Genomic DNA, 21003 nt, shown 5'->3' with positions numbered 1-21003 from the left:
ATCTCCGGGCGGATGCAAGGTTCTGCCTTTTTTTGGGCAACCTGTTGGGACAGGGTGACTTTTTCGGAAAAAGGTGAAACTTCATGCGCGAAAATAAAGATCGGGAAATTTACGTATCGCTGTTCCTGCAATTTTCGGACAGGGTGGAGCATGGGCTACGCAAGGCGCTGATCGTCCTGCTATGCTGTCTGATTCTGTCTCAGGCGCTCATGTCCTTTCCGGTCATTCGACATCTTTTGGCATCCGCCGAAAAATACGAAGGAACTCCGATTCGCCGCGCGGAAAACCGTTAAAATCTGCCTTTTCGCGCGGAAGGCTTTTGCATCCCATTGCTTTGTGTGGTATAATTTTCACGTCGCAGGCAATGCCTGCTTTTTTCTTGAGACCGTCTTCTGAGGAGGAATCCCCTTTTGGTTAGCGGAGCGTCATCATCATCTGGCAAAATCAACATCGCGATCGACGGACCGGCCGGAGCCGGCAAAAGTACGATCGCCCGCAGGGTTGCAGGCATGCTGTCATACATATACGTCGACACCGGTGCGATGTACCGGGCGGCAACCTGGTATTTTCAGCAGCTTGGAATCGAACCGGAAGACGAAGAAAAAGTGCTTCAAACGGTGCCCAACCTGGTTATTGAATTAATACCCGGAGAAGATGGGCAACGGGTTAGCGTCAACGGGCAAGAGGCGACGGAGGAGATCCGTTCCCTTGCGGTGAACGCCCAGGTGTCCCGATATGCTCAAATCGAGGGGCTGCGAGGCAGGCTTGTCTCTCTGCAGCGGCAAATGGCTTTGCGCAAAGGCGTCGTCATGGACGGTCGCGATATCGGTACAACGGTTCTTCCCGATGCGGAGGTCAAGGTTTTTATGACGGCTAGCGTCGAGGAACGCGCCCGGCGGCGTTACAAAGAGATGAAGGAACGGGATCAGATCACCTTGGATCAGCTCATTCGCGATATAGACGAGCGGGACCGGCTGGATCGGGAAAGGGAAATTTCCCCGCTCCGGCAGGCGGAAGACGCCGTCCTGCTGGATACCACGAACATGACGCCGGACGAGGTGGCCGAGGCCATCGTTTCCATGTGCAGAACTTATGTTAGAAAGAGAGAAACGGAATGATCTACAGTTTTTGCCGGGGTGCGCTGCGCCTCATTTACAAGCTGTTGTTCCGCTTGGAGGCCCACGGCTTGGAACATATTCCGGCCGAAGGGGGAGTGCTGTTGTGCTCCAATCACCTAAGCAATCTTGATCCGCCGACCATAGGCATTTTGCTTCAGCGGAAGGTGCATTTTATGGCCAAGAAAGAGCTGTTCGACATCTTCGGTTTAGGCTGGCTTATCAAGCAGCTCGGAGCTTTCCCGGTTAAACGGGGCGGAGTAAGCAAGGAGTCGATCAAGACCGCGCTCACCCTGCTTCGTGAAGGGCATGTCATGGGGATTTTTCCGGAAGGGACCCGAAACAAAGGGGAAGACGCGAGCATCGGCAAACGAGGAGCCGCTACATTCGCGCTCCGGAGCGACGCTGCCGTTATACCGGTGGCGATTATTGGGAATTACAAGCTTTTTCGCAAAATGAAAGTGGTTTACGGTCCGCCTGTCGATCTGTCGGCCTTCAAGGAAGACAAGGGCGCGGACGCCGCCGAAATGGCCACCGAAGCGATTATGGCGCGTATTGCGGAATTGAAATCACGCGGCTGACCGCCTCCCTTTTCATGCATGAAGGCAGGAGGTATTTGGCAAGCTAGGAATGAATGTTTTGAACTTCGCTTCAGGCGGGTTTAAATAAATGGGTTTTCTGAATTGAGGAGGGTATTCACATGTCGGAAGAAACAAAAAACGAGTTTGAAGCTGCCGAAACGGCAAGCCAGGAAGAAATGGAACAAATCGTATCCTTGAAAAAAGGGGACACCGTAAAAGGAACGATCGTCAAAATTGAAGATAACCAGGCTTATGTAAGCATTGGATATAAATACGACGGCGTTATTCCTATTCGTGAATTGTCCTCGGTTCACCTGGACAACGCAGCCGATGCCGTTCAAGTGGGACAGGAAGTGGAAACCAAAGTTGTCAGCATCGACGACGAGAAAGAGCGTCTGGTTCTGTCCAAGCGCGCGATCGATAGCGAGAATGCTTGGGAAGAGCTGAAGAAGCGCTTCGAAAGTCAAGAGACGTTCGAAGTTACGGTCGCCGATGTCGTAAAAGGCGGAATCGTGGCGGACGTCGGCGTACGCGGATTCATTCCGGCCTCGATGGTAGAGCGTCATTTCGTGGAAGATTTCAGCGACTATAAAGGACGCACTCTGCGTGTTAAAGTCAAGGAAATCGATCCGGAGAACAACAAAGTCATCCTTTCCCAAAAGGATGTGCTGGACGAAGAGTTTGAAGCCAACAAGCTGAAAGTCATGAGCGAACTGAAGGAAGGCGAAGTGCTGGAAGGTACGGTACAACGCTTGACTCAATTCGGCGCATTTGTGGACGTAGGCGGGGTGGACGGACTGGTCCATGTATCTGAAATCGCTTGGAACCATGTCGACAAACCGGCTGATGTTCTCTCCGAAGGCGACAAGGTGAAGGTAAAAGTGTTGAAGGTTGATCCGGAGAAGGGCAAAATCAGCCTTAGCATCAAAGCCGCTACACCGGGACCATGGGAGACGGCTGCCGAGAAGTTCCACACCGGGGACATCGTAAGCGGTGAAGTGAAGCGTCTGGTTAATTTCGGGGCCTTCGTGGAAATCGCGCCTGGGGTTGAAGGACTTGTTCATATCTCTCAAATTTCGCATAAACATATCGGCACGCCTCATGAAGTGCTGAAAGAAGGTCAAACCGTTCAAGTGAAAGTGCTGGATGTTAATCCGGCCGAGAAGCGGGTAAGCCTTAGCATTAAGGAAACCGAAGAAGCTCCTGCTCCGGCTCCTAGAAGCGAGAAGCCTTCCAAAGGCAGCAGCGTGAGAAAAGAAGATTTGGGCGACAACCCGAACGTTTCGCTGAGCAACCAAGGACTGAGCATCACGCTGGGTGAACGTTTCGGCGATAAGCTGAGCAAACTGAAATAAGCGGGATACAGGCAGACGAATGGATCGGCGGACCCTTGCAAGCGGGTTCGCCGATTTTATTTAGGCAAAGGGAAATAGCGAAGTCGGCCCGGTTCGCCAATCGTGGTTTTTTTTGCTATGATGTTCTAGGTATAACGAAAAAAGGACACGAAAAATTAAAATATAGACGAATGGTTAGGGAGGAATGCGTATGGCAAGACCTGTAGTGGCCATTGTGGGCAGGCCGAACGTCGGCAAATCGACGATTTTTAACCGTATTATCGGCGACCGCTTGGCCATCGTGGAAGACAAACCGGGGATTACCCGGGACCGGATTTACGGAGCCGCCGAATGGAACGGTAAAGCTTTCAGCATTATCGATACGGGCGGAATTGAGCTGGATGACGAGGAGCCGATTCTGAAGTCGATCCGGATGCAGGCCGAACTCGCTATTGAAGAAGCGGATGTCATCGTCTTTATGTGCGACGCCAAGGCCGGTGTCATCGGCTCCGATGAAGAGGTGGCCGGAATGCTCTACCGCTCCGGCAAGCCGGTGATCGTGGCCGTAAATAAAGTCGATAATATCGGGCGGATGGACAATATTTACGAGTTCTACAATCTTGGATTCGGCGACCCGATCGGCGTGTCGGGCAGCCATGGCACCGGGGTCGGCGATCTGCTGGACGCCATCGCCGAGAACTTGCCGGAGCTGCCGGACGACGAGTATGAAGACGATGTAATCCGCGTCGCGTTAATCGGTCGCCCGAATGTCGGTAAATCTTCGCTCGTCAACGCCATACTCGGCGAGGAGCGGGTCATCGTCAGCGACATTGCCGGTACGACCCGGGACGCGATCGATACCCCTTTCGAGAAGGACGGGCAGAAGTTCGTGCTGATCGATACGGCGGGGATGCGCAAGCGCGGCAAGGTCTATGAAACGACCGAGAAGTACAGCGTGATGCGGGCGATGAAAGCCATTGAGCGCGCCGATGTCGTCCTGGTCCTCATCAACGGGGAGGAAGGGATTATCGAGCAGGATAAACATATCGCCGGTTACGCTTATGAAGCGGGGAAAGCCTCGGTATTCGTCGTAAACAAATGGGATGTCGTGGAGAAGGACGATAAAACAATGCACCAATTCGAGCAAAAAATCCGCGACCATTTCCTGTTTATGACTTATGCGCCGGTGGTGTTTTTGTCCGCCAAAACCAAGCAGCGCCTGCATAAGTTGCTTCCGGTGGTTCAGCATGTCGCAGACCAGCATACGAAACGTGTGCAGACGCATTTGCTGAACGACGTCGTCTCCGACGCGATTGCGATCAATCCTCCGCCGACCGACAAAGGGCGCCGTCTGCGGATTAATTACGTGACGCAAGTGTCGGTCAAGCCGCCTACCATCGTAGTTTTCGTGAACGATCCGGAGCTGATGCATTTCTCGTACGAACGGTACCTGGAGAACAAAATCAGAGCCGCCTTCGACTTTGAAGGCACGCCGATCCGGTTGTTCACGCGGCGCAAGTCAGATGAAGGTTAGGGGAGTAGAGGCGAAGTGATTTTACCTGTCGTAGCTGTAATTGTGTGTTATCTGCTGGGCTCCGTCAGCTTCAGCGTACTGCTGGCCAAGTCGCTGAAAGGGATCGATATCCGCCAGCACGGGAGCGGGAATGCCGGCGCAACCAATACGCTCCGCGTCCTCGGCAAAGGTCCGGCCATTCTTGTGCTGGCCTTGGACGTGCTCAAGGGGATCGCGGCCGTATGGATCGGACGCTGGCTGGGCGGCGACTCCGCCTGGGTCGCCTCGCTTAGCGGAATCGCCGCGATCATCGGGCATAACTGGCCGGTTTACTTCCGCTTTCGCGGCGGAAAAGGCATCGCCACGACCATCGGGGTCATGGCGACCCTGGTTTTCTTTCCGGCCTTGTATGCCGGAATCATCGCGATTCTTTCGATCGTGTTTACGAGATACGTCTCGTTGGGCTCTTTGATTTTCGTGTTTTTGACGCCGGTTTTTCTTGCGGTGACAGGCGAATTCGGCCCCTATTTCTGGGCAAGTCTGGTCATTTGCGTTTTCGCCTTTTGGAGACACCGCACCAACATCGTGAAAATCGCCCAGGGCAAAGAGAACAAGCTGGGCTCCAAAGGAGGAAAACGCGTTGTCTGACAAAGCTGCTGTGCTGGTGGCAGGGAGTTGGGGAACGGCCCTCGCCAGCGTATTGGCTGACAAGAAAATGGATGTCATGGTATGGACCCGGAACGCAGCGCAACGGGATGAGATCAACGATTTGCACCGTAATGAGCGCTTTTTGCCGGGCGTGGAACTACCGCCCCATCTGCGCGCAACCACGGACATGAAGGAAGCCGTCGAAGGCGCCAAAGCGGTGGTCATTGTGGCACCTTCTTCGGCCGTACGGGAGGTTGCCCGCTCCTTGAAGCCGCATTGGACGGAAGATATGCTGATCGTCCACGCCACCAAAGGGTTTGAAACCGAGAGCTTAAAACGGATCTCCACGGTTATTGCCGAGGAACTCGGCTGCGAGGAGGGCCGGATTGTCGTGCTGTCCGGTCCGAGCCACGCGGAGGAAGTGGTGAAACGATGTCCGACGACGGTGGTCGTAGCCTCGTTGGATGAATCGCAGGCCTCCGCGGCCCAAGACTTATTCATGAATTCCTATTTCCGGGTATATACGAACCGGGATTTGGTCGGCGTTGAACTGGCCGGGGCTTTGAAGAACATTATCGCCCTGGGCGCGGGCATGTCCGACGGACTCGGATATGGGGACAACGCCAAGGCGGCGCTCTTGACCCGGGGCTTGGCCGAAATTACCCGGATCGGGGTGGAGATGGGCGCGAATCCGCTCACCTTCGCCGGATTGGCCGGCATCGGCGACCTTGTGGTAACGGCAACGAGCCGGCACAGCCGGAACTGGCGGGCCGGCTATTTGCTCGGGGAAGGCAAATCGCTGGAGGAGGTGCTGGGCTCGATGGGGATGGTTGTCGAAGGCATACGGACGACGAAAGCGGCCCACACCATCTCCGAGAAATACCAGGTCCAGATGCCGATCGCCAAACAGCTTTTCCACGTGCTGTTCGAAGGAATGGATCCCAGAACCGCGGTGGAGGCGCTGATGGGACGGGACCGCAAAACCGAAATGGAGGTCATGTCGCTGGAAACCTGGGAGCAGTGGCATACCTGAGTTATCTAAAGGGCATCGGGGATCATCCGCTAAGGCCTAGGACCTTTTCCTGCTCCTTCTCATAAACTGTTGGGGAGGACAATGGAGGAGGCGAGAATATGGGCAAAGTTTCCAAGGATGCCTTGGATGCCATCAATAAGAAGACCGGGAAGAAGATTTCGGAAGGCGCGGTCAAAAAGCTGGCCAGCACGGTAAAGCCCTCGACGATGCAGAGCGAGGCCGAACTGAGAAAGCTGATCAAGCAGGTTTCCGCGATGGCCAAGGTCCCCGTCTCGGAGAGCACCGTCAACGAAATTGTCGGTGCTGTCAAGAAAAGCGGCATGAATCCCAACAATATGGAAGCCTTAATGAAAATGATGATAAAGAAATAAATATGAGATGGCTGCCCGAATGGGCAGAGCTGCCGCCTATGGCAGCTTTTTTTATTAGACTCTCGTTTACATAGCCTGTACGCTTCGGAGATGCTATAATAATCATCATAATCATGCCGTGAATTCAGATAGGGAGTGTACCGATCATGGACGCAATGACTAAAATGTGGCTGTCCTTGGCCGCGATTCTTGTCATGGGCTTGTCTGTATTTTTGATTACGTTTGCCCGGACCAAAACGAAAGGGATCCTGCGCGGCGTTCTTTCCTTGGTCGCCTTCGTCATTATGCTGGCGGGTTTTCTAACGGGACTCGTATCGATCACCTAGAATTTCTGGGATAAGAGAAGAGGATTAAATATGGACTTGGATATGAAGGGATTCAATGAAAAATTCCCGGATATCAGCCGCGCTCTCCAGTCGCTTGCGCAGCGGTGTGAGGGAGCGAAGGAAGCTTGGCTGCTTGGGGGAAGCTGCGGACTTTGGCTGCAGGGCGTACCCCTGGATACTTCGCCCCGGGATATCGACATTTATGCGGATATGACCGGAGCGGAGGAACTGCACGGCCTGTTGGCTGAAAGTGCCTTGGACGAACCGCGCCTGGACCAAAGCGGACTTTACGTGTCCCAACTCAGCCATTACCGGCTGAACGAATGGACTTTGGAGCTGGTCGGCGGTTTTCAGGTGAAAACCGAAGGGGCCGTATACCGGACGGAAGTGGACGAAGTTTTGGCGCCCGGCGCGCCGATGGTAAGGTTGGGCGAGTCGGAACTACGCCTGATGCCCTTAAGTCATGAATTTGTGTTCAACCTCTTGAGAGGTCGCCCGGATCGCTATTTGAACATCGCCAGTGTCATGCGCCGGAACGCCGAGGGGCATCTTCCGCTGCTCTATCAACTGCTGCGTCGGAACCGGTGGTCGGCAGAGGTTGTTGCGAGAATGGCGGAGCTTTTGAATCAGCCGCTGCTGTCGGGCCCGTGGGGCGAACTGGAGAACGCCCGCCGATAAGGAGGTATTCCGAGAATGGAGCCGCAAGTCACCTTTTTGCCGGGTAATCGAACGTTAAAAGTACGCTCCGGCACGAATCTCCTGCAGGCGGCCCGAAAAGCCCGGATTCATATTCCGACCCGCTGCGGCGGAAATGCGGGCTGCCTGATGTGTAAAGTGGAGGTTAGGAGCACGGACGGGACGCCGGCTGGACTTACGCCTCCCGGCGAGGCGGAACGCCGCAAGCTGGGCCCCCTGCTGGAACAGGGGATCCGCTTGGCCTGCCAGGCCAAGGTTGTGGGACCCGCCACGGTCAGTTTGCCGGAAAATCCGCTGAAGGCGGCGATCCGCAAGCAGCTGGAAGCTCAAAACGAGGAAGACAGCCTTTGGTGACCCGTCCGGCGAAAGAGTATAAAATGAAGGAGCTTGAATTGAACCATGCAGAATCGAAAACGACGGGGCGGAAGGATGTACCGCCGTTTTGCGTGCGGATTGACGATATTTTTATTATCGGGGTTGCTGTCGGGCTGTTTGTATCGGGGAGAACCGCAGGAAAGGCGGGTTTCGTACATTGAAAGCGTTGACAGGGTGCAAAGGGCCATCGACCGATTCCAAGAAGATCAGGGGATTTTGCCGATTATAACGGCGGGTGAAGAGACGCCAAGATACGAGAAATTCAGAATCAATTTGGACCAGTTGAATCAACAGGGGTATTTGGAGCAAATCCCGCAGGCCGCCTTCGAAAAAGGGGGGAGCGTCTATTTTCTCGTGATCAATGAGGAAATTGATCCCACGGTCAAGGTGATGGATTTGGCTACCGTGCAAAAGGTCAATGACGTACAGCGGGCGGTCGATCTATACCGGAGCAAGCGGGATGGTAAACTTCCCGTTCAGGAGAACGGCGAGATTTCCCCGGGCGTGTACAGGATCGACCTGGAAGCGGCCGGAGCGGAAAACTATAGCCTCAAAAGCGTTTATTCCGGTCAGCCTCTAGACTATCTCGTGGACAAGGCCGGCCGCGTTTATGTAGATTATGCATTCGATATTATGCAAGCGTTGGACCAAACGGGCGCAAAGCCCGGGGAAGATAAAGATTTAAGGGAGATTTTGACCGACCAGTCCTATTTCGTTCCGGTCAAGTCGCTCCCTTACCGCTGGGTCGACGGTACTCCCGTACCGCAAATCGAATAAGTTATCTTCATTTCGCAGCCGCCGGCTGCGGTTTTTTTTGCCCAAAAATACATATTGGAAACGATAGATTCATAACTATTCAATATGGCGGGAGATGGCCCGTCATATTCGCGACGAAGCGAGGCGCGAAAAAAAGCTGGCTCGGACGGTCTAAACCGTCATAATTCCGCATCTGGTACATATGATTTTACTAGTCCAAATGCATGTACGAGTTACGCCGCTTCGTTGCTGTTCTCTCCACCCGGGTTTGCGGCGGCGGACACAGGTACAAAGGAGCTGCCGCTCCTAACCGTAGCTATGATTTCAAATTATTGGCGAATAACGAAGCGGATGCTCGGCGAGCATTTTTCCTTCGGCGAATTTTGAGGAGGGGATATCATTGGTATTGGAGAAAGTGGACATTTTTAAGGACATTGCCGAACGTACCGGAGGGGATATTTATCTGGGTGTCGTCGGAGCTGTCCGCACCGGCAAATCTACATTTATCAAAAGATTTATGGAAACGGTGGTGCTCCCGAACATCGCGAGTGAAGCCGATCGGGCGCGTGCGGTGGATGAACTTCCGCAAAGCGCCGCCGGCAAAACGATCATGACGACCGAACCGAAATTCGTGCCGAACAACGCGGTGCAAATCAAGGTGGCCGAAGGGCTTGAAGTGAATGTCAGACTGGTGGATTGCGTAGGTTACGCCGTGGAAGGCGCCAAGGGATATGAGGATGAAAACGGTCCCCGTATGATTTCGACGCCGTGGTTCGAAGAGCCGATTCCGTTCCAGGAGGCGGCGGAAATCGGAACGCGCAAGGTGATTCAGGAGCATTCCACGCTGGGCGTCGTCGTCACCACGGACGGTACGATCGCGGATATTCCACGCTACTCGTACGTCGAATCGGAAGAGCGGGTCGTGGCCGAACTGAAGGAGGTCGGCAAGCCGTTCGTGCTCGTCATTAACTCGACGCGCCCGAACAGCGAGGAAACGCAGCAGCTCCGGGGCGAACTGGCCGCGAAGTACGACATTCCGGTCATTACTCTCAGCGCGGCTACGATGACCGAGGAGGACGTCACGGGCGTCCTGCGCGAGGTCCTGTACGAGTTCCCGGTGCACGAGGTCAACGTCAATCTCCCGAGCTGGGTCATGGTGCTGAATGAGAACCATTGGCTCCGCAGCAACTATGAAAATTCCGTACGCGACACGGTCAAGGACATCCGCCGTCTGCGCGACGTGGACCGGGTCGTCAGCAACTTCATGGAGTACGACTTTATCGAGCGGGCTGGGCTCAGCGGGTTGAACATGGGGCAAGGCGTCGCCGAGATCGATCTTTACGCGCCGGACGATTTGTACGACCGGATTTTGATGGAAGTGGTCGGCGTGGAAATCCGGGGCAAAGATCATTTGCTTCAGCTCATGCAGGAATTTACGCATGCCAAGAAGGAGTATGACCGATTCGCGGAAGCGCTGGAGATGGTCAAGACGACGGGATACGGGATCGCGGCTCCGTCGCTGGCGGAAATGGCGCTCGACGAGCCGGAACTGATCCGTCAAGGCTCCAGGTTCGGGGTTCGCCTGAAAGCGACCGCGCCTTCGATCCACATGATCCGCGTCGATGTCGAGTCCGAATTCGCGCCGATCATCGGAACGGAGAAGCAGAGCGAGGAACTGGTCCGCTATTTGATGCAGGATTTCGAAAACGATCCGATCAAGATTTGGGAGTCCGATATATTCGGCCGCTCGCTGCATTCGATCGTCCGGGAAGGCATCCAGGGCAAAATCGCCATGATGCCGGATAATGCCCGCTATAAACTGCAAGAGACGCTGGGGAGAATTATTAACGAAGGTTCGGGCGGCTTGATCGCCATCATCCTTTGATCGATAGACATCAAACGCGTTTGGCTGGGAACAAGAGCCAAACGCGTTTTTTGCGTTAAATTAATAAAACCGATTTACATACTTGGTATTTGGCATTATAGTAATCTATAAAGATTTTTACATATCATAATTCAGGGGGAGAAACGATGAAGAAAATCACAGATTTGAAAAAAACGGGCTTCGTCCTGCTGCTGCTTGCGCTTGTGTTGACGATCAGCGCCTGCGGCATCAAGAAAATGCCCGCCGAAAATAGCGGGACCACCGAACCGGCAGCGGCCGCCCAGGCGGAGGGGGAAGGGAATACCGCGGAAGGCAAAGAACTGGCCGGCAAACGGATCGCATTGATCATGGAATTCAATACCGGCACCTTTTCACAGCAGTACGTACAGGGCGTCACGGAAGAAGTGAAAAAATTCGGCGGGGAACTGACGACCTTCGTCGCGGAGAACAATCGGGCCAAAATGGCTGACTTGCTGGAGTCGGCGATCAATCAGAAGTTCGATGTCATTTTGACGGATCACGGTTCGGCGGAATTTTTGGAACCCGGCATCAAGAAGGCGGTCGAGCAGAAGATCGCGGTCGTGGTGTTCGATGCGCTGGTAAACGTTCCGGGGGCCACGGTGCTGTCCCAGGATGACCAGAGTCTCGCGGCGCTTACCCTGGACAAATTGAAACAGGACAGCGGCGGCAAGGGCAACATCGTCAAGGTGTGGGTAGCGGGTTTTGCGCCGATGGAACGGCGCGAGCAGGAGTATAAGAAGTTCCTTGCGGAAAATCCCGAAATCAAGGAAATCGCCGCGTTCGGCAATGCGTCCAATCCGGCGCTGGACAGCCAAACGCAAATGGAAGCGGTGCTGAAGCAGTATCCGAAGGGCGAAATCACCGCGGTATGGGCCGCCTGGGATGAATTCGCCAAAGGCGCGGCCCGGGCGATTCAATTGGCGGGCCGCGATGAGATCAAGGTGTACGGCATGGACCTTAGCGATGAAGATCTGCAGATGATCCAGGATCCGAAGAGCCCGTGGGTCGCATCGGCGGCGGTGGATCCGAAGGATATCGGACGGATTCAGGTCCGCTACGCTTATCAGAAGCTGCATGGCGATGCGACGGACGATCAGGTGGTCTTGAAGGCCGTTCTGGTTACGCGCGAGGCTTTGCCGGAACAGCAGATTTCCACCGATGAACTGTCGCAGTATGTGGAAGGCTGGGGCGGATCGAAGCAAGGGATTCAGGAATGGATGAAGGAATACGGCGTGGAATAACGCGGTAAACCTATAATTTTCGGAGAATACCAAGGCGCGCCGTCCGGCAACGGACGGCGCCGCCTTTTCCCGGTGAAAGGAGGAAGACTTGGAGATGTCATTATCACCGAAGGTGCTGGAGATGCGGGAAATCACGAAATCGTTTGCCGGAGTGACCGCCTTGAACGGAGTGGACTTGACGCTGGAAGGCGGGCAGATCCACGCTTTGCTCGGGGCGAACGGCGCCGGAAAAAGCACGTTGATGAAGATCTTGTCGGGCGCCTATGGGCGGGACGGAGGCAGCATGAAGCTGCTGGGGCAGGAGGTCCGCTTTCAAGGACCCTCCGACGCCAAACTGCACGGCGTCCACTGCGTATATCAGGAGGTGGACGCCGCCCTGGTGCCCCAACTGACGGTGGCGGAGAACGTTATGCTGGACGAGCTCGCCAAGCCCGGGGCGAAAACCTGGATCTCCCCGGGCGAGACCGCCCGCCGGGCCGAAGCTGTGCTGGCGCGGCTTAAGGTCAACGTTCCGGTCAAGCGAAAAGTGGCGGAGCTGAGCATCGCGGAGAAACAGATGATCCTGCTGGCGCGCATTTTGTCCCAGGATGCGAAGGTGATCATCTTTGATGAACCGACAGCGCCGCTCAGCGGAGCGGAGGCGGAGAGCTTCTTCCGGATCCTTCATGAACTGAAGGATCAAGGCGTTGCGTGCGTATTCATTACGCACCGCTTGCAGGAGGTCGTGGATCATGCCGACCGGGTGACGGTCATGCGGGACGGCCGGGTGGTTTATACCGGCCCTCTGGGGGATGCCGGAGGGATCGACGGCCTCATTTCACACATGCTCGGCAAAACCTTTGCCGAGGAATTCCCCAAGGTTCCCGCGGAGATCGGCGACGTGCTGCTGCGCGTCAACGGTTTGAAACGGGGAACCAAGGTGCGCGGCGTCGACCTGGAGGTGCGCCGCGGCCAGATCGTGGCCGTCGTCGGACTGGTCGGCGCCGGAAAGAGCGAGCTGGCCCGCCTTCTGGCTGGCGCGGATCGCCCCGATGCCGGGACGATCGAATTGAAGGGGCGGGCCTTCCGCTTCAGCCAGCCGGCCGACGCGGTCCAAGCCGGCATCGTCAGCATTCCCGAGGAGCGGCGCAAGCAGGGGATCGTCATCCAGGACAGCGTGGAGCGGAATCTCAGCCTGCCGCTGCTCGGCCAATTAAGCCGCCTCGGCGTCATGTCCGCCCGCAGGGAGCGCAGCTTGGCGGAGAGGGTCATCTCCGCGCTCGGCATCAAAACCTCGAGCCCCAAGCTGGAGGTTAAATACTTGAGCGGCGGCAACCAGCAAAAGGTCGCCATCGGCAAATGGCTGGAGCGGGGGGCCGAGGTGCTGGTCTTCGACGAACCCACCAAAGGGGTGGATATCGGCGCGAAAAGCGATATTTTCCGGATCATCGGCAACCTGGCCGCCCAGGGCAAAGGCATCGTTTATTTCACGAGCGAGCTGGATGAAGGCCTCGGGATCGGTGATCGGATCGCCGTCATGGTTGACGGCCGGATCGCGGGCGTGTTCGAGCGGGGAGAAATCACACAGGAACAAGCGTTGTTTTACGCTAGCGGGGGACGGAGGGAACAACTGTCATGAGAGAGAAATTGCTTAACTTGTCGTTTAGATACGGGGCGTTGGTCGTGGTTGTGCTGGTTTTCGCCTTTTTTTCGTTCCGGCTGCCTTACTTTTTCACCTACAGCAATATATCCGATATTTTAAATTCGATCGCCATCGTAACCTTTGTGGCGATCGGGGTTACCTTGTCGCTGGCGGTCGACGGGTTTGATTTGTCCGTAGGCTCCACGGTGTCGCTTAGCACCGTCGTTACGGCCACTCTAATGATCTGGTACCAGATGCCGCTGTACATCGTTCTAATCGTGCCGCTGGCGATCGGGGCGATTATCGGCCTGCTCAATGCGTTTCTCATCGTCAAAATGCGGATTCCCGATCTCCTTGCCACGTTGGCGATGATGTACATCGTGGGCGGAATCCATAAAACATATGCCCAAGGCTACACGATTTATAATCATATGCAATTCCCGGACGGCAGTAAGGCGGCGGGAGAAATGGACAAAACTTTCCTGCTGCTGGGACAGGGGAAATGGCTGGGAATCCCGATTTCCGTCATCCTGCTTCTGATTTTCGTCGTGCTGGTCCACTTTTTCCTCACCCGGACCAAATACGGCCGCCAGATTTATGTAACGGGGGGCAACGAGGAAGCGGCGCGTCTGTCCGGGATCAAAGTCAAAAAAGTGCGGACCCTGGCGTATGTCGCATCCGGCGTATTCGCCGCGATCGGGGGGATTCTGTTCGCTTCCCGGGTAGGTTCAGGGCAGATCGATGCCGGAGCTCCGCTGCTGATGGAGGCCGTAGCGGCGGTTTTTGTCGGTTTTTCGGTTCTCGGGGCAGGGAAACCGAATATCATCGGCACCTTTGTGGGCTCCGTACTGATCGGGGTGCTCGTGAACGGGTTAACGATGATGAATGTCCAGTATTTTGCGCATGACATCGTCAAAGGGGCTGTTCTGGTACTCGCGCTGTCCGTAACTTTCTATGTCCTGAACCGGTCCAAAACTTAAAAAACTTGAAAATATCTTTTGACTGTATTACTATAAGTTTGTTCCGCAGGCCCTAAACCTCGTCAAAACCCGATTTTTTCGGGAAATTCCAAGGTTTATGCGCGGTTCCACGTATATTCTACGGCAAAACGGAAACACAGAATATCAGAATGGTCTATTAAATTTGGTAGGGAGGTGAACCCTGATGAACAAATCCGACTTGATCTCTCAAGTGGCGGAAAGTGCAGAATTGTCCAAGAAAGACGCGACCAAAGCGGTCGACGCGGTTTTTGACGCAATCTCTGAGGCTCTGCAAAACGGAGACAAAGTACAATTGGTAGGTTTCGGAAACTTTGAAGTGCGCGAGCGTTCCGCACGTAAAGGCCGCAACCCGCAAACCGGAGAAGAAATCGAAATCCCTGCGAGCAAAATTCCAGCATTCAAACCAGGCAAAGCGCTCAAAGACGGAATTAAATAAAGATTTCTACATATTTTCCGTGTTGAAAGAGTCCGTGGGCATTTTTGTTCACGGCCTTTTCTTTTAACATCAACAGTGTGCTAATATTTGTCGGGGAGGAATGCCGTTCATGAATCAGGAGCAACAGTCCAAATCCGGCGGAGCCGAACAGGGGACGGGCAGCGGCGATTATTTCGTCGTCAAGGCCAAGGAACAAGGGGTAACGGTCATCGGCTTGACCCGTGGCAAGGATACCCGGTTTCACCATACGGAAAAGCTGGATAAGGGCGAGGTGCTGATCGCCCAGTTCACCGACCATACTTCGGCCGTCAAGGTCAGGGGCAAAGCGGTCGTTTATACGAAGCACGGGATCATCGACACGGACGAATGAATATCAATTTGCAGGCATAGCCTGCTTTTTTCTTTTGTAGAATGGGATATGAACCTTTAAGGATGTCCGGGAGATCCGGTGAAAATCGAAGGGGGATTCCCGTGAAGTCGAATTGGATGATGCGAGCCCTGCTGCTGACCTGCGGCGTGGCCGTCGCTTTGGCTCTGATGACGAGAGAAGGAGGCCCCTTGTACGAACAGGGGCGGCTTGTCGCCGAGGTTTTCTCGGAGACCGGCAAGCCCGTCGAATTGACCGACGACAATCTGGTCGACAGCTTGTCTTCCCTTGAACTGAATGTCCCAATTGCGAAGGTGGATTTGAATGGCGGGATTCTCTCGGTCGATCTCAAGGTGAAGGATGAACGGCTGACTAAAGGTGAATTGTATGCCGGAATGGCGGAGCTGATTTCATTTGCGTTTGCTCGGACGCCCAACATCGACCAACTGCTGCTTCGCCTCATCGCGGAGGACCGGTGGCTCGGAAGCCGGTATTTGCTGGTAGCCGCGGATGTACGCCGCGGGGAATGGCCGGCCGACGCGCCGGAGCGGCTTCGCAAGACCGGAGACGGAGAAATCCCGGCGGATTTGAAGCGGTGGTTCCGTCTGACGGAGACGGCGTTGTGGAGGGATAAAATCCATTAAGCCCCTCCGTGCGCTCCCAAATAACATATGCTATAATAGACAAGATTGTGACATCTTTGTTTCCAGAGTGTAAACGAAGATGTCAGTATTAGCGGCTCGGAGGCAGAGGATGAGACCTGATCGCATAACAGAACTGGCCCAAAAGTATGTCGAATACGACATGATTACGACCCACACGGAGCTACCGGTTTTCCCGGTTACCCGTGTTCGTTTGCTTTATACGTTTTTAAAGGATTCGGCCCGTCTGCCGGAACGCTCGGGGGAAACCTGCGCGCTTGCGGCTTTCCTCGTTCAGTTGGGGCTCGATACGCATGACATGATCGATGTCGGGGATTTCCGGATGGAAGAAAAGGAAATGCGTTCGCGGCAATTGAAGGTGCTGGCCGGTGATTACTTCAGCAGCGTTTTTTATCAGCAGTTGGCGCAGGAGGGGCTGATCGGCATGATCTCCGCTTTGAGTGCGGCGATCTGCGAAGTCAACCGGATCAAAGTCCGGCTTTATATGGGACTTAGGAATATGCGGATTTCCGCGGAGGAGTACATAAAACAGCGCGTTCGGGTGAAAAGCGAGTTATTTCATGCGTTTACCGATCAATTGGACAAGTCGGCGCAGAACATTTGGTCGCTGCTGTTAACCGAATTAAGCCGTTGCGAAGTGGCGCTGGACGAACTGAGTCTCGGTCCGGAAGCTCCGGAGGAACGGAAGGGTTACGCTTATTTGCGGATCTGGGAGACCTGCACCTCGGAAGACAAAGCGAAGCTCGCTCAAAACGCGCTGGAGGCGGGAGAGTGGCACCGGCTGCTTCAGAAATACCGGATTGACAAGCAATTGACCGCCATGCTGCACCAATCTTTGGAGAACGTAAAAAATCTGGTCCCCGAGTGCGGGGGAGAACAAACCCGCACCGAGATCGGCGCGATCCTGGAGCCGATGGTCGCCGTACTGGCGTCCCGGTCTCCCGCAATTCAGGAAGGGTAAGGTGAAGGGCTTAAATGAATAATCCGTCCTCCAAACCGAAGGAAGAGTTCGTACATTCCGTGTTTCAAAGCGTGGCACCGAAGTACGATCTTATGAACGATATTATCAGCTTTGGCCGCCATAGGGCCTGGCGGAAATTCACGATGAACAAGATGAATATGGCGCCGGGGGATACGGCGATCGACTTGTGCTGCGGCACTTGCGATTGGACGATCAGCATGGCGGAGGCGAGCGGGGGCCCGATTACGGGCCTGGATTTCAGCGAAAATATGCTGAAGATCGGCCGCCGCAAAGTCGAGGAGCGCGGGCTGGACCGCTCGATTCGGCTCGTCCAGGGCAACGCGATGGACCTCCCGTTCGAAGACGACACCTTCCATTTTGCCACGATCGGGTTCGGCCTTCGCAATGTACCCGATCCGCGCCGGGTGCTTGCCGAAATGACCAGAGTGGTCAAGCCCGGCGGCAAAGTGGTCTGCCTGGAGCTGTCGAAACCGACCTGGCAGCCGTTTAAAGGGCTGTATTATTTCTATTTCAGATATCTGATGCCGATGCTAGGCAAGCTGATCGCCAAGCGGTACTCGCAATACAAGTGGCTTCCGGAATCGCTGATACAGTTCCCGGGCCGCAAAGAGCTTGCGGGAATTTATACGGAAGTCGGGCTGTCCAACGTCGAAGTGTATCCTTTTTTCGGCGGTATTGCCGCACTGCATATCGGGACGAAGGAGAAGCAAGATGTTTAGGAAAATTGGAATATTTCTACAGATGATTAAGTTTGAACACACGGTATTTGCACTTCCTTTTGCCTTCATGGGGGCTCTGCTCGGCTCCGTGGCGATTCACCAACACCTTCCGTCATGGGCCGAAATCGGTTGGGTGCTGCTGGCGATGTTCGGAGCGCGCAGCGCGGCGATGGGGCTCAACCGGCTGATCGACCGCGTCAGCGACGCCAAAAACCCGCGTACCGCCAACCGGGCGATCCCGGCCGGCCTGCTGAAGATCGGCGAGGTCGTCGTGTTTATTATTTGTTCTTTCGCCTTGCTGTTCTGGGCGGCCGCGGAATTGAACCCGCTGGCGATGAAGCTGCTGCCGATCGCCGTGTTCATGCTTGTGTTTTATTCTTACACCAAACGTTTCACCTGGCTGTGTCATGTGGTACTCGGTATTACGATCGCCTTGGCTCCGCTGGGCGGATGGGTGGCCGTGGCCGGGAAGGTCGACGCTGCGGCTCTGGTCTTTTACGTAACGATTATTTTTTGGATTGCCGGCTTCGATATTATTTATTCTTGTCAGGATGTGGAGTTTGACACCAAAGAAGGGCTCCATTCGATTCCCGTCCGATTCGGGGTCGCGAAATCCCTGAAAATCGCGCAAGCCTTCCATATCGTCACGGCGATCGGATTTATCGCGCTGCTGCTGATGAGCGATTTGGGCTGGTGGTATATCGCGGGCATGATTATCGCATATCTGATCCTTTTCTATGAGCATCATATCGTTTCTCCCGGCGATTTAAGCCGGCTGCAAACGGCATTTTTCACCATGAACGGGGTATTGAGTATCGTTGTCTTTTCCTTCACCCTGATCGATTTGGTGGTGCGCCATTCCTGATGCATGAGAACGCGAAGAAGAACAGGGGACTCGTTGTAGGAATTACCGGGGCCAGCGGCTCCGCTTATGGCGTCAAGCTGGTGCAAACGCTGCTGGATCTCGGTTTCACCGTTCATCTCGTTATTTCAAATGCGGGCTGGCGGGTGTTGAAGGAGGAGCTGGGTTGGGAAACGACGGATCGTGAAGCCGCATTGCGCAAGCATTTGCGCGAGACCGCCGGCAACTGGGTGTACCATCCAATTGCGGATATCGGCGCCTCGATCGCCAGCGGTTCTTTTTTGGCGATGGGAATGATCATTATGCCTTGCTCCATGGGGACGCTCTCCTCGATCGCGAACGGTGCGTCGGACAATCTGATGACCCGGGCGGCCGATGTCATGATGAAGGAAGGGCGCCCGCTGGTGCTGGTTCCCCGCGAAACTCCGCTTCACGCGATCCATCTCGAAAACATGTTGAAGCTGGCCAGGCTCGGCGTACGCTTGATTCCGGCGATGCCCGCTTTTTATTTTGGCCCCAAAACCATTGACGATCTGGTCGCTTTCCTGGTGGGCAAAGTACTGGACAATTTGAACATCGAACATGCGCTATTTAAAAGATGGGGGGATCATGATGAACAACCGGGAGAATGACGACATCCTCATCGGAAAAATCAAATATACGAATGTATGGCCCGTTTTTCATCATTTTGACGCGAAAGGCCTGTCGCGACCCGTCACGATGGTGACGGACGTGCCTTCGGCGCTGAACCGCCGGATGCTGGGCGGCTCGCTTGACCTGTCGCCCGTTTCGTCGTTTGCCTTCGGTTACGGGGCGGAGAATTTGGTGCTTCTGCCCGAGCTATCCGTAAGCTCGGACGGTCCGGTAAACTCGATTCTGCTGTTTTCCCGGAAACCTCCGGAAGAAATTCGCAACGGGGTCATCGCGCTTACGAATACTTCGGCGACCTCGATCAATTTGTTGAAAATCATTATGGAGAAGGCCTATGAAGGCAAGCCGACCTATTGGGAAAGCGAGCCCGTGCTGGATCAGATGATGGAACGCAGCGACGCCGCGCTGCTGATCGGCGACCACGCCATCCAGGCTTCCTGGCGGGATCACGGTTATATCGTTACGGATTTGGGGGAAGTCTGGAAGCAATGGACCGGTTACGGCATGACGTTCGCGGTTTGGGCCGTGCAGCGGACGTTTGCGGATTCCCATCCCGATTTTTTGTCCGAAGTCCTGGGCGCCTTCGCGGCGAGCAAACGTCAAAGCCTGGGGAATTTGACGCCGCTGGTGGACAAAGCCATCGATGAGATCGGAGGCACGAGGGAGTATTGGGAACATTATTTCCGGAACTTGTGTTATGATTTTAGTGAACAGCGGCAGAAGGGACTGGCCTTATACTTTACGTACGCCCACGAAATGGGGCTTCTGCCGAAGGAAGTACGGATGGATATTTGGAGTGAGAATAAGCTGACACGGGTGAAAGAATGAAATTAATGGATATTTTCGGCGCGCTGAAAAGGGATATGGATTTTATTGAGCGGCAGCTGTACCGGAGCATCGAAGGCGATGAGGAGCTGCTGAGCGAAACGTCTCTGCACCTGCTGAAGGCGGGAGGTAAACGGCTGCGCCCGGTTTTCGTTCTGCTCGGCGGGAAATTCGGGACCTACGATTTGGAGAAGCTGCAGCATGTGGCGGTACCCCTGGAGTTGATTCACTCGGCGACGCTCGTCCATGACGATGTCATCGACGATGCCGGAACCCGAAGAGGGAAGCCTACGGTAAAGGCCAAATGGGACAATAAAATCGCGATGTATACCGGCGATTTCCTCTATGCGAAAGCGTTGACGCTGGCCACCCGGCTCCCGATTCCGGAGCTGCACCGCATTCTGGCCAAAGCGATGGTGCAGATGTCGATCGGGGAAATGGAGCAGATCCGCGATTTTTTCAACACGGAGCAGTCGGTCCGGCAATATCTGCTGCGCATTCGCCGCAAGACGGCGCTGTTGATCGCGATCAGCTGTCAGCTCGGCGCTTTGGCCTCGGAAGCTTCGTCCCGAATTCATACCCAGCTCTATCGGTACGGGTACAATGTCGGGATGGCTTTTCAAATCCGGGACGATCTGCTGGATTTGTGCGGTACGGAAAAAAGCTTGGGCAAACCGCCGGGCAGCGACATGCGGCAAGGGAACATCACTTTGCCGGTCATTTATGCGCTGCAGGACCCGGAGATCCGCGAGCCGCTTCTGGCGGAACTCGAAGTGATCCGGTCGAACGGAATGGAGGCGGATGCCGGCCGGGCGATCGGGATGATCCTGTCGAGTCCGGGCATCCGTCGGGCGGAAGAACTGGCGGACCGGTTTATCGGAAAAGCTCTCGACGCCTTGGAAGGGCTTCCGGAAAGCAAATCCAAAACCCATCTCAAAGAGATAGCCCTCTTTGTAAATAAACGCTCCTATTGAGAATCAAG

Annotated in this window: 25 protein-coding genes; all 25 read left to right on the top strand. The window is 54.9% G+C overall.

Going from position 1 to position 21003, the window contains the following annotated elements:
• Nucleotides 1-83 precede the first annotated feature (83 nt).
• The 25 genes from LBW89_RS17025 to LBW89_RS16905 all read left to right on the top strand — a co-directional run bounded on the left by LBW89_RS17025 (nt 84) and on the right by LBW89_RS16905 (nt 20995).
• Entirely contained in the window at nt 84-293 is a 210-nt protein-coding gene (locus LBW89_RS17025; RefSeq protein WP_148451886.1) for a hypothetical protein, read from the top strand.
• A gap of 117 nt (nt 294-410) precedes the next feature.
• Nucleotides 411-1118, top strand: coding sequence for a (d)CMP kinase (gene cmk / locus LBW89_RS17020; RefSeq protein ID WP_148451887.1), 708 nt, complete (start codon nt 411-413; stop codon nt 1116-1118).
• Nucleotides 1115-1696 carry a lysophospholipid acyltransferase family protein gene (locus LBW89_RS17015; RefSeq protein WP_148451888.1) on the top strand — a complete coding sequence of 194 codons (582 nt, stop codon included), beginning with the start codon at nt 1115-1117 and terminating at the stop codon, nt 1694-1696. The genes cmk and LBW89_RS17015 overlap by 4 nt, the downstream gene beginning before the upstream one ends.
• Nucleotides 1697-1815: 119 nt before the next feature.
• Nucleotides 1816-3051, top strand: coding sequence for a 30S ribosomal protein S1 (rpsA, locus tag LBW89_RS17010; RefSeq protein ID WP_148451889.1), 1236 nt, complete (start codon nt 1816-1818; stop codon nt 3049-3051).
• A 190-nt stretch (nt 3052-3241) separates the two neighbouring features.
• Nucleotides 3242-4564 (top strand): ribosome biogenesis GTPase Der, encoded by a 1323-nt coding sequence (der, locus tag LBW89_RS17005; protein WP_148451890.1) that lies wholly within the window; start codon nt 3242-3244, stop codon nt 4562-4564.
• Between the two features lie 15 nt (nt 4565-4579).
• Nucleotides 4580-5191, top strand: a complete 612-nt coding sequence (plsY, locus tag LBW89_RS17000; RefSeq protein ID WP_148451891.1) for a glycerol-3-phosphate 1-O-acyltransferase PlsY — start codon at nt 4580-4582, stop codon at nt 5189-5191.
• Nucleotides 5184-6224 (top strand): NAD(P)H-dependent glycerol-3-phosphate dehydrogenase, encoded by a 1041-nt coding sequence (locus LBW89_RS16995; RefSeq protein ID WP_148451892.1) that lies wholly within the window; start codon nt 5184-5186, stop codon nt 6222-6224. The genes plsY and LBW89_RS16995 overlap by 8 nt, the downstream gene beginning before the upstream one ends.
• 98 nt (nt 6225-6322) lie before the next feature.
• Entirely contained in the window at nt 6323-6595 is a 273-nt protein-coding gene (locus LBW89_RS16990) for a stage VI sporulation protein F (protein ID WP_148451893.1), read from the top strand.
• Between the two features lie 146 nt (nt 6596-6741).
• The gene (locus LBW89_RS16985) at nt 6742-6921 is read left to right on the top strand and encodes a DUF2768 family protein (protein WP_148451894.1); all 180 of its coding nucleotides are present in this window, start codon (nt 6742-6744) and stop codon (nt 6919-6921) included.
• Nucleotides 6922-6951: 30 nt separating this feature from the next.
• A complete protein-coding gene (locus LBW89_RS16980) occupies nt 6952-7599 on the top strand; it encodes a hypothetical protein (RefSeq protein ID WP_225039621.1) in 648 nt (215 codons plus the stop codon).
• 15 nt (nt 7600-7614) lie between these two features.
• Nucleotides 7615-7971: a 2Fe-2S iron-sulfur cluster-binding protein gene (locus LBW89_RS16975; protein ID WP_148451895.1), complete on the top strand. Its 357-nt coding sequence runs from the start codon at nt 7615-7617 to the stop codon at nt 7969-7971.
• A 45-nt stretch (nt 7972-8016) separates the two neighbouring features.
• Complete coding sequence (locus LBW89_RS16970; RefSeq protein ID WP_225039619.1) at nt 8017-8769, top strand: DUF3939 domain-containing protein; 753 nt, start codon at nt 8017-8019, stop codon at nt 8767-8769.
• A gap of 385 nt (nt 8770-9154) precedes the next feature.
• Nucleotides 9155-10633: a stage IV sporulation protein A gene (gene spoIVA, locus LBW89_RS16965; RefSeq protein WP_148452687.1), complete on the top strand. Its 1479-nt coding sequence runs from the start codon at nt 9155-9157 to the stop codon at nt 10631-10633.
• A gap of 146 nt (nt 10634-10779) precedes the next feature.
• Nucleotides 10780-11895 (top strand): sugar ABC transporter substrate-binding protein, encoded by a 1116-nt coding sequence (locus LBW89_RS16960; RefSeq protein WP_225039617.1) that lies wholly within the window; start codon nt 10780-10782, stop codon nt 11893-11895.
• A 94-nt stretch (nt 11896-11989) separates the two neighbouring features.
• Nucleotides 11990-13513, top strand: coding sequence for a sugar ABC transporter ATP-binding protein (locus LBW89_RS16955; protein WP_225039615.1), 1524 nt, complete (start codon nt 11990-11992; stop codon nt 13511-13513).
• Nucleotides 13510-14496: an ABC transporter permease gene (locus LBW89_RS16950; RefSeq protein WP_225039613.1), complete on the top strand. Its 987-nt coding sequence runs from the start codon at nt 13510-13512 to the stop codon at nt 14494-14496. Before LBW89_RS16955 ends, LBW89_RS16950 begins: the two co-directional genes overlap by 4 nt.
• Nucleotides 14497-14680: 184 nt before the next feature.
• Nucleotides 14681-14953 carry an HU family DNA-binding protein gene (locus tag LBW89_RS16945; protein ID WP_148451900.1) on the top strand — a complete coding sequence of 91 codons (273 nt, stop codon included), beginning with the start codon at nt 14681-14683 and terminating at the stop codon, nt 14951-14953.
• 109 nt (nt 14954-15062) lie between these two features.
• The gene (gene mtrB / locus LBW89_RS16940) at nt 15063-15323 is read left to right on the top strand and encodes a trp RNA-binding attenuation protein MtrB (RefSeq protein ID WP_148451901.1); all 261 of its coding nucleotides are present in this window, start codon (nt 15063-15065) and stop codon (nt 15321-15323) included.
• 101 nt (nt 15324-15424) lie between these two features.
• Nucleotides 15425-15964: a hypothetical protein gene (locus LBW89_RS16935; RefSeq protein ID WP_225039611.1), complete on the top strand. Its 540-nt coding sequence runs from the start codon at nt 15425-15427 to the stop codon at nt 15962-15964.
• Nucleotides 15965-16073: 109 nt separating this feature from the next.
• Entirely contained in the window at nt 16074-16943 is an 870-nt protein-coding gene (locus LBW89_RS16930) for a heptaprenyl diphosphate synthase component 1 (protein ID WP_225039609.1), read from the top strand.
• A gap of 14 nt (nt 16944-16957) precedes the next feature.
• On the top strand, nt 16958-17683 hold the full coding sequence (locus LBW89_RS16925; protein ID WP_225039607.1) for a demethylmenaquinone methyltransferase: 726 nt from the start codon (nt 16958-16960) through the stop codon (nt 17681-17683).
• Nucleotides 17676-18548 (top strand): UbiA-like polyprenyltransferase, encoded by an 873-nt coding sequence (locus tag LBW89_RS16920; protein WP_148451905.1) that lies wholly within the window; start codon nt 17676-17678, stop codon nt 18546-18548. The genes LBW89_RS16925 and LBW89_RS16920 overlap by 8 nt, the downstream gene beginning before the upstream one ends.
• Nucleotides 18548-19177, top strand: coding sequence for a UbiX family flavin prenyltransferase (locus LBW89_RS16915; protein ID WP_148451906.1), 630 nt, complete (start codon nt 18548-18550; stop codon nt 19175-19177). Before LBW89_RS16920 ends, LBW89_RS16915 begins: the two co-directional genes overlap by 1 nt.
• Nucleotides 19158-20024 (top strand): menaquinone biosynthesis protein, encoded by an 867-nt coding sequence (locus LBW89_RS16910; protein ID WP_148451907.1) that lies wholly within the window; start codon nt 19158-19160, stop codon nt 20022-20024. Before LBW89_RS16915 ends, LBW89_RS16910 begins: the two co-directional genes overlap by 20 nt.
• The gene (locus tag LBW89_RS16905) at nt 20021-20995 is read left to right on the top strand and encodes a polyprenyl synthetase family protein (RefSeq protein ID WP_148451908.1); all 975 of its coding nucleotides are present in this window, start codon (nt 20021-20023) and stop codon (nt 20993-20995) included. Before LBW89_RS16910 ends, LBW89_RS16905 begins: the two co-directional genes overlap by 4 nt.
• Nucleotides 20996-21003: the final 8 nt, after the last annotated feature.

Source organism: Paenibacillus sp. alder61, assembly GCF_020179875.1.
Lineage (GTDB): Bacteria > Bacillota > Bacilli > Paenibacillales > Paenibacillaceae > Fontibacillus > Fontibacillus faecis.
Note: the sequence above shows the minus strand (reverse complement) of the source record. Positions and strands in the feature narration are given on the sequence as shown.

Excerpts from the sequence above, each read along its gene's own strand:
- LBW89_RS17025 (WP_148451886.1), top strand. The coding sequence starts at position 84 with ATGCGCGAAAATAAAGATCGGGAAATTTACGTATCGCTGTTCCTGCAA.
- LBW89_RS17015 (WP_148451888.1), top strand. The coding sequence starts at position 1,115 with ATGATCTACAGTTTTTGCCGGGGTGCGCTGCGCCTCATTTACAAGCTG.
- rpsA (WP_148451889.1), top strand. The coding sequence starts at position 1,816 with ATGTCGGAAGAAACAAAAAACGAGTTTGAAGCTGCCGAAACGGCAAGC.
- der (WP_148451890.1), top strand. The coding sequence starts at position 3,242 with ATGGCAAGACCTGTAGTGGCCATTGTGGGCAGGCCGAACGTCGGCAAA.
- LBW89_RS16990 (WP_148451893.1), top strand. The coding sequence starts at position 6,323 with ATGGGCAAAGTTTCCAAGGATGCCTTGGATGCCATCAATAAGAAGACC.
- LBW89_RS16985 (WP_148451894.1), top strand. The coding sequence starts at position 6,742 with ATGGACGCAATGACTAAAATGTGGCTGTCCTTGGCCGCGATTCTTGTC.
- LBW89_RS16980 (WP_225039621.1), top strand. The coding sequence starts at position 6,952 with ATGGACTTGGATATGAAGGGATTCAATGAAAAATTCCCGGATATCAGC.
- LBW89_RS16975 (WP_148451895.1), top strand. The coding sequence starts at position 7,615 with ATGGAGCCGCAAGTCACCTTTTTGCCGGGTAATCGAACGTTAAAAGTA.
- LBW89_RS16970 (WP_225039619.1), top strand. The coding sequence starts at position 8,017 with ATGCAGAATCGAAAACGACGGGGCGGAAGGATGTACCGCCGTTTTGCG.
- LBW89_RS16960 (WP_225039617.1), top strand. The coding sequence starts at position 10,780 with ATGAAGAAAATCACAGATTTGAAAAAAACGGGCTTCGTCCTGCTGCTG.
- LBW89_RS16955 (WP_225039615.1), top strand. The coding sequence starts at position 11,990 with ATGTCATTATCACCGAAGGTGCTGGAGATGCGGGAAATCACGAAATCG.
- LBW89_RS16950 (WP_225039613.1), top strand. The coding sequence starts at position 13,510 with ATGAGAGAGAAATTGCTTAACTTGTCGTTTAGATACGGGGCGTTGGTC.
- LBW89_RS16945 (WP_148451900.1), top strand. The coding sequence starts at position 14,681 with ATGAACAAATCCGACTTGATCTCTCAAGTGGCGGAAAGTGCAGAATTG.
- mtrB (WP_148451901.1), top strand. The coding sequence starts at position 15,063 with ATGAATCAGGAGCAACAGTCCAAATCCGGCGGAGCCGAACAGGGGACG.
- LBW89_RS16930 (WP_225039609.1), top strand. The coding sequence starts at position 16,074 with ATGAGACCTGATCGCATAACAGAACTGGCCCAAAAGTATGTCGAATAC.
- LBW89_RS16925 (WP_225039607.1), top strand. The coding sequence starts at position 16,958 with ATGAATAATCCGTCCTCCAAACCGAAGGAAGAGTTCGTACATTCCGTG.
- LBW89_RS16920 (WP_148451905.1), top strand. The coding sequence starts at position 17,676 with ATGTTTAGGAAAATTGGAATATTTCTACAGATGATTAAGTTTGAACAC.
- LBW89_RS16915 (WP_148451906.1), top strand. The coding sequence starts at position 18,548 with ATGCATGAGAACGCGAAGAAGAACAGGGGACTCGTTGTAGGAATTACC.
- LBW89_RS16910 (WP_148451907.1), top strand. The coding sequence starts at position 19,158 with ATGAACAACCGGGAGAATGACGACATCCTCATCGGAAAAATCAAATAT.
- LBW89_RS16905 (WP_148451908.1), top strand. The coding sequence starts at position 20,021 with ATGAAATTAATGGATATTTTCGGCGCGCTGAAAAGGGATATGGATTTT.